Source organism: Bacteroidales bacterium (assembly GCA_012517825.1).
Lineage (GTDB): Bacteria > Bacteroidota > Bacteroidia > Bacteroidales > JAAYUG01 > JAAYUG01.
In genome coordinates, this window is record JAAYUG010000016.1 from 20,325 (window position 1) to 27,439 (window position 7,115).

At 44.8% G+C, this 7,115-nt stretch carries 6 protein-coding genes; 3 read left to right on the top strand and 3 right to left on the bottom strand.

Annotated elements, in window-relative coordinates; all coding sequences use genetic code 11:
* Nucleotides 1-4: 4 nt before the first annotated feature.
* Entirely contained in the window at nt 5-1,843 is a 1,839-nt protein-coding gene (locus GX419_01300) for a sulfatase-like hydrolase/transferase (protein NLI23327.1), read from the bottom strand.
* Nucleotides 1,844-1,939: 96 nt separating this feature from the next.
* Here GX419_01300 and GX419_01305 point away from each other — a divergent pair, with 96 nt between their 5' ends.
* On the top strand, nt 1,940-2,932 hold the full coding sequence (locus GX419_01305) for an isoaspartyl peptidase/L-asparaginase (GenBank protein ID NLI23328.1): 993 nt from the start codon (nt 1,940-1,942) through the stop codon (nt 2,930-2,932).
* Here the strand turns inward: GX419_01305 and GX419_01310 are convergent.
* Both GX419_01310 and GX419_01315 read right to left on the bottom strand, forming a co-directional pair.
* Nucleotides 2,918-3,289, bottom strand: a complete 372-nt coding sequence (locus tag GX419_01310; GenBank protein ID NLI23329.1) for a response regulator — start codon at nt 3,287-3,289, stop codon at nt 2,918-2,920. The two genes, GX419_01305 and GX419_01310, sit on opposite strands and share 15 nt — an antisense overlap.
* Complete coding sequence (locus tag GX419_01315) at nt 3,290-3,937, bottom strand: Crp/Fnr family transcriptional regulator (GenBank protein NLI23330.1); 648 nt, start codon at nt 3,935-3,937, stop codon at nt 3,290-3,292.
* Between the two features lie 204 nt (nt 3,938-4,141).
* Between GX419_01315 and GX419_01320 the strand changes: the two genes are divergently transcribed.
* Both GX419_01320 and GX419_01325 read left to right on the top strand, forming a co-directional pair.
* On the top strand, nt 4,142-4,528 hold the full coding sequence (locus GX419_01320) for a response regulator (protein NLI23331.1): 387 nt from the start codon (nt 4,142-4,144) through the stop codon (nt 4,526-4,528).
* Nucleotides 4,529-4,714: 186 nt separating this feature from the next.
* A complete protein-coding gene (locus tag GX419_01325; protein NLI23332.1) occupies nt 4,715-6,988 on the top strand; it encodes a PAS domain-containing protein in 2,274 nt (757 codons plus the stop codon).
* The last annotated feature ends 127 nt before the right edge of the window (nt 6,989-7,115 follow it).

Below are 7,115 nucleotides of genomic sequence, written 5' to 3' on the forward strand. Positions count from 1 at the left end.
GGGTTTAGCGTGACATAAAATCATCGTACAGGTACTGAAGAAATGCCCGGCCAGTGAGAACATCAACGTCCTTGTAACCTCCGACAGATCGGGTAACGGACATGGACCGGTTATCGAAGGCAAAGTTGGAATGTTCGGTAATCATGCCAAATCCGTCGTTATAGAAAAACATAGCGAAATGTTTTCTTTCCGGGTCAAAAATGCTCTGTCCGAAGCGGTATGGTGCATCCGAAAGGCCCATCTGCCGTACAACAGTTGGAATAATGCTGGTCTGAGAAACCAGTGCCGGTATGGTGCCCTTCAGACGGAGAGCTCCGCCAAGCCATAGCATTCCAATATGGTACCTGCGGTAATCATTTGCCTCGTGATAGCCGGGATGACGGCTTCCGTGATCAGCCACCAGTATGATCAGGGCATTGTTCCACCACTCCATCCGGCTCACCCGGTCAAGGAAAGCCCCGAGACAACTGTCGGTATAATGCACTGCATTGAGAAATTTTTCTTCCGAACTGGCAGAAGGTTTCACTGGTTTTCCGGGGACTTCAAACGGTTCATGGCTGCTGAGCGTAAAGAAAACGGTGAAAAACGGTTCAGCAGGATGCGACAGAAAAGAAGCCAGGGTATCGAAAACCACATGATCGTGAACACCCCATTTTGAATTGAAATCGCGGGGATTAAAATCCGATTTGGACACGATTTTATCGAATCCCCCATTGGTAAAATAGGAACGCATGTTGGCAAAGTCCACATCTCCTCCATGGAAGAACGTTGAATGGTAGCCCAGTTTTTTCAGATCTTTGCTAATAAACGGCAGGTTCTGGGTTTTCTTAGGATATTTGATAATGGAAAGCGAAGGAAGTGCCGGATAGGCGCTGAGAACAGCAACGAGACCCTTGTCAGACCGGTCTCCGCTCGAATATACATTCGTAAAAAGAAGTCCTTCCTTAGCATACCGGTCAAAATTGGGAGTTATTCCCGGTACACCTCCGAGGCATCCGATTGCCTTTGCCGTAAAACTCTCGAGGACGATAATCAGAATATCAGGCCTCCTTGTATTGAGTACCTGTATCGTATCATTATTTCCTTTTGCAAGTAAGCTATCGGCAATCTGTTCTGCTACTTTGACGTCAACAACTTTGTAGGGATTTTTTTCTGATTCAAGGTTTGATAACGCATAACCAAGGTTGAAAACCACATTAACCGCCGCATGGTTCTCAAAGGGGTTTTTGGAAAAATAGACCGAGCCGGCGTTCAGCGGAGCCACTCCAAAGCCTCCGCGAATAGGTATAATAAGAGATGGAGCGATGAGAAGATAAACCATCAGGCCGGCCAAACCGCTTTTGCCGTACGATTCGCTTCCGGGCTCAATCCATTTCCTGTAAAAGATGAGAAAGCTTCCGGAAAGAAGGATTCCGACAAGGATCTGCCTGATGATGATACCGGCGGTAACGGAAGCAAGCATCTCCCTGGGATGCTTCACGTAGAGCAAGGGAGTTGCATCAAGCCGGAACCCCCAATACTTATATAATTCCAGATCGATGATTACAATTACCGTGACAAGAACGAGGATAAGCCAGGTATAAACAGAAAGAAACCGCACGATCCACCTACCGCTGAAAAAGCTTGTAGCGGCCAGCCATACAACAGGTATGAGCAGAATATAGGATGTAACGGAAATATCGTGAATCAATCCGTGCCGGAAGATTTGCCATACGCTTCCAATACCGGCTTCATGAGCCAAATTCAGATTGAAAACCAGAAAAAGAGTGCGTGCCACGATAAAAAATGCAAGCCAGAAAGCTGTGTATCGGATGCAAAACAAAAGACTTCTGCCAAGTTTCATGTATTCTTAACTTTTTCTTAAGAAGTCGCTAAGATAGGGAAGAAACTGAAAAAAAATGTACATTCGCACTGAAACCATCTAAGCGAGAATGATGTTATGATAAAAGGCATTATTGAAAAGATTGGTCTTATATTGCTTTTGTTTTTCATTGTCTCATGTACCAGGGAAAAACCACCCAGATATGTTATTGTGGTTCATGGGGGAGCCGGAGCCATTTCGGCCGATCTGCCCGATTCGGTAAAACAGGCGTACATCAGCGGGCTAAATGAGGCTCTGTCGGCCGGTGAAAAGATACTTCAAAAGGGAGGAAAAAGCATCGATGCAGTGGAAGCAGCCATCCGCGTAATGGAGGATAATCCCCTGTTCAATGCAGGAAAAGGATCAGTTTACACGTATGAAGGCAGGGTTTCCATGGATGCTTCCATAATGGATGGACAGGGAAGCAAAGCCGGTGCGGTGGCCGGGGTTGAGGACGTGCGGCATCCCATTTCCCTGGCAAGAATGGTAATGGATTCATCGGAATATGTATTTCTTTCGGGCCGGGGAGCATCGGAGTTCGCCCGGAAGTATCAGCTTGAAACAGCCGATAGTGCCTATTTTTTCACTCCGGGACGCTGGGAAGAACACCTGAGAAAATTGAAAGAAAGCAAACTGGGTACCGTGGGTTGTGTTGCCCTGGACCAGGAAGGAAATCTTGCCGCAGGAACCTCTACCGGAGGATTAACCAACAAGCGATGGGGACGAATTGGTGATACACCTGTCATCGGGGCAGGCACCTATGCCAGCAACAAATCATGTGCTGTATCGTGCACCGGAATCGGCGAGTATTTTATCCGTTTTGTCGTTGCCCATTCCATCGCCGACATGGTGGAATATAAGGGATGGACAATCAGACAGGCGGCGAACTTTGTTATCAATGAACTGCTGAAAAGAGCCGGAGGTGAGGGTGGAGTAATTGCCCTTGACCGAAACGGCAATATTGCCATGGTATATAATACCAAAGGCATGTTCAGAGGGTATGCAAAATCAAACGGGGAACGATGGACGGGAATTTTTGCTGAAAAGACAAGACGTTCAGCAAAACCGTAAAATAATCTCCCGAAGTTTTTCAATGGAATAAGGCTTGGTAAGTATTGCATCGAACCCTACATCGCGGAAATCCTCGAAAAAAATGCGGGGATTGTGTGCTGTTAATGCAACAATTGGAACATTGGATGCCGGGGGCGGAAGATTGCTGCGAATGTGACGGGTTGTTTCTATACCATTCATAACCGGCATTTCGATATCCATCAGTATAACATCTACCGGTTCTGATTCGAGGCATTCGATTGCCTTTTTTCCGTTTTCAGCCAGCACAAAATCGTAATGAAGCTCGGTCAGAATCTCTCTCAGAAGAATACGGTTCATTACCAGATCATCGACAACAAGAATACGGGGAGGCATCATTTATCCAAGGTTACTCAATGTTTCCACAATTTTCATGCTGACAATTTCCACTTTGGAACCTTCCAGGTTGATAATCCGATCGCGCTTGAATTCCATCAGGGTGCGGATAAAACTTTCCTTTGTTGTACCGGCAAGCTCCGCTAGTTCCTTTCTTGTCAACGGTAAAGTATACGATGTGCTCCCGTAAATGGTTTCAGCAAAATATAAAAGAACATCAGCAATTCTGCCCGGAAGCTGCTTATGTGTCTGAGCCATAAGCCGATCGAAAATGAACAGGCCGTCCTGGCTCACCTTAGTCAAAAGCTTCGTGGCATAATGCCCGTTTCCGGCAAGGACAGAACGAAATGCATTGATATCAATATCAACGATAACCGAAGGCTCCACGCAAGCTGCCGAATACTGATGTATTTCCGATCCGAAGACAGAGATCAAACCAAAGTAATTGCCGGGGGGAATTATTTTCAAAATGACCGACTTTTTCTGCCGGTTTGTTTTAAAAACTTTTACCAGACCTTCTTTCAGGTACGTAATGTGGGATGAACGGCTACCCTGATGAAAAATTATTTCTTTTGCATCATAGGTAACTTCGTTGCTGCGTTCATAGAGAAGCTGCCGCTCCTGTTCGTTCAGCAACTCTGCGTAAGGCAATTGAAAGGATGATTGCATGTTAACCAACTGAGAATGCTTTTCTGCTACCCTAAAAAATCAATTTAAAATTAAGAAAAGATCCAGATAAATACAAATCATTTTATCATGATGATTAAAATCATATTTGTAAGACTGTATGGAAATATTAACTAATGTTGTTAACTTTGTAGAAATTTCAAGGCAGCAGAAATCAGCCGCAGAATTATGAAAGGCAATAGCTATCAACCTCTTGTACTGGTTATTGATGATTCAAACACCAATGTTGTTCTGCTCGATGCCATTCTCAACGATAAGGGTATACGGGTAAAGACTGCCCTGAATGTTATGGAAGCGGAGCAGATTATGGAAAATGAACTTCCCGATCTCATTCTTCTTGATTTACTGATGCCCAAAATCAACGGATATGATTTTCTGAAGAAGCTCAAATCGGATCCGCAGAAGAAGGATATACCCGTAATTATAGTTACAGCGGTAAGCGATCAGGAAAATCTTCAGCATACGCTGGAACTGGGGGCTATTTCGTATTTTGTTAAACCCATCGATATACAGGAACTTATCAAAAAGGTCCAACAGGTTCTCCAAATTTCCTGAGATCATAGCCATTCTGAGTCAGCATCTGGCAGAGTTTCCATTGAGTTTGTCGGATTAGCACACTTCCCTCAGTTAATTTTACCAGGCGGCCTTCATCAGGTTGAAAAAAACTGTATTTTAGTGACTGCAGTGGCAGGTATAAAATGACCCTGCCCTGAATCAGGAGATTCTTACAGAGACAAGTTTATGACCAATCATCCGGAGCATGAACGGTACGTCCGATTGTTGCTGAAAGCTTTTCTTGCGGGTATTTTTATGTATGTTCTTTTTTACGGAATGGTCTTTGTTTTCCGCAAGGAGCCTTTTTCATTCCATGCATTCCTGAGATTGCACCGGAATTCTGCTGCTTTTTTCCTGGTTGATATGTTTCCCTTTCTTCTGCCGGCAGTTGTCCATTTTTCAGTATACCGCTTTTTAAAACATGCTGATATTCTCAGAAAAAGGTTGGCGGAAAAGGACGAGCGCATGGATCATTACCGGCATGCCATAGACAATCTGATTGATGGACATGAACTTCCAGAGAAGGTTTCCGGAAGTGATGATCCCTTACTGAAACGGATCAGAGAACTGGATGGGAAAATCAAACGTTCCTCAGAAGAAGCAAAGCGAAGGAAGGAGGAAGAGGAGAAGAAGGCATGGGTATCCGATGGTATTTCAAGGATTAATGAAATTCTGCGCAGGAACAGGGATGATATTCACAGGCTGACGCAGGAAGTACTGAGTTATCTGATAAAATACCTTAAAGCATGTCAGGGAGGCATATTTGTAATAAACGATGAGAATCCTGCCGAAATCTACCTTGAACAGACTGCATCGTTTGCCTATGGCCGGAACAAATATCCGGACAGGAGGCTGTCGGTGACAGAAGGGCTAATCGGTGCCTGCATACAGGAAAAGCAAACACTCAGCTTCAGGGAAATCCCTGATGGATATTCCCATATTACTTCAGGGCTTGGAGATGCCACCCCGGACCATCTGATCATTGTGCCGTTGTTATACAATGATACCGTTTTCGGAGTAATTGAAGTGGCGTCGTTCCGGCCATTTGAGCAACATGAATTTATTTTGCTTGAAACGGCAGCCGAGATTCTGGCAGCTTCCATTGAAGCGCTGAAAATTTCTTTGCGTACCGCCAGATTGCTTGAAGAAACACAAAAACAAGCCCGCATACTGAGTGAGCAGGATGTTAAAATGCGTGAGCAGATGGAAGAACTACGTGCCATGCAGGAAGAAGCAGCCCGCCAAAGCGAACAGATGGCAACATTTACCAATGCAGTGAATCATACGCTTATCCGGGCAGAATTTGCTACCGATGGTACCCTGATTTATGCCAATACCCGATTCATCTACAAGTTAAAATACCTGGGCAACGCCGATGTGGAAGGCAAACATGTATTTACATTTATTCCTCCCCGCGACATGTCGTGGTTTGAACCCGTCTGGAACAATCTTGCCAGCGGCGGACGTCATTTCGAGGGGTACGTTCGCTTGTTTACAAAAGACGGACAGGAGATATGGACAATGGCAACTTACACCTGCATGAGAAGGGAGGACGGAAGTGCAGAAAGAGTCCTTTTTCTGGGAATAGATACAACCGAGCAGAGGAATATGGCCATCGACATTGAAGCCCAGGCTGAAGCTCTGTATCGTTCTGTTATTTATGCTTCTTTCAATACCCAGGGGTCCATACTGGAATGGAACAAAGACTATCTTGACTTTATCGAATGCACTGAAGAATCTGTAAAGGACACCAGTTTACTTTCCTTGACAGATGTATCGTACAGGAAACAATATTCGGAAGCCTGGAATGCAGCTTTAAAGAACAATTTTCAACGAGGAGATCTTTACATAAGGACACCGGGAGGAAATGCCAAAAAAGCCCGGTTTACCCTTACCCCTGTGCCCGATATCACGGGAGAAATTCATAAAATTATCCTGGTAGCCTGGCCTGTTGAAGTTCATGTCGTTGAGAAGGAAACAGAAGCAGTAAGCATTGGCCTGTCAGGTTCTCCGAAAGAAATCAATGAACTCAGGATGGAAAACATTGAGCTCAGGAAAAAAACCGATGAGCTCCAGAGAATACTAAAGGCCGGTATTGGAAATTCAGGGCTTTCAGCACTACCGGCATTAACAGCTTTTCATGAATTACCCGAAGCTGTCATTATTATTGATGAAGCAGGAAAAGTTGTCTATCTCAATCACCGTGCGGAAAAACTTTTACGGATCACAAAAGAATCCGGAACAGGTATGGTTCTTTCCTCCTTATTGGAGACAGAGGCAGAAGGGTCAGACGAAATCCTGAAGAGAATAAGTCATGGCAACTGGAAAGGGCTGCTGAAAAAGAGCCATACCTCAAAACTCAGGCTGAAATCCGGGGATGAGATTCTGTGCACATTCAGAGGGTATGAAATCAAGGACAAAGAAAAAGGCAAGTATTTCACCCTCCTGATCAGTGCCTAAACAGTTAGTTTTTCCCGGTAATCCAGGACACAATCTCATCTGATAACGGGCTTTGCCTGGGAGGTATTACCTTTACCAGTTTTCCGTTTTCATCGATAAGGTATTTCTGGAAGTTCCACTGAACACT